Origin of the sequence: Nocardia arizonensis (assembly GCF_001310275.1) — a bacterium.
GTDB lineage: Bacteria > Actinomycetota > Actinomycetes > Mycobacteriales > Mycobacteriaceae > Nocardia > Nocardia arizonensis.
Genome location: NZ_LGYZ01000126.1, coordinates 1 through 501 on the forward strand (window position 1 = coordinate 1; position 501 = coordinate 501).

The 501-nt window shown below is 67.9% G+C and carries 1 protein-coding gene; it reads left to right on the forward strand.

All coding sequences use genetic code 11. The features are described 5' to 3' along the window. On the forward strand, positions 1–501 hold a 501-nt coding region (locus APZ21_RS28845; RefSeq protein WP_204249173.1), incomplete at both ends, for an IPT/TIG domain-containing protein.

Below are 501 nucleotides of genomic sequence, written 5' to 3' on the forward strand. Positions count from 1 at the left end.
CACCCAGATCACGGCCGTCGCTCCCGCAGGAGCAGGCACCGTCCAGGTGACCGTCACCACGGTCGGCGGAACCAGCAATGGTGTCGCCTACACCTACGTTCCGGTTCCCACCCTCACCACGGTCGTACCGAACGTGGGACCGGTAGCCGGCGGAACAACCGTCGTCCTCACCGGCACCGACCTGACCGGGGCCACGGCCGTGAATTTCGGTGCGACACCGGCCACCTCGTTCACCGTCGACTCCGCGACACAGATCACCGCGGTCGCTCCCGCGGGGACCGGGACCGTGCAGGTGACGGTCACCACGGTCGGCGGAACCAGCAATGGTGTCGCCTACACCTACGTTCCGGTTCCCACCCTCACCACGGTCGTACCGAACGTGGGACCGGTAGCCGGCGGAACAACCGTCGTCCTCACCGGCACCGACCTGACCGGGGCCACCGCAGTGAGCTTCGGTGCGACACCGGCCACCTCGTTCACCGTCGACTCCGCGACACAGAT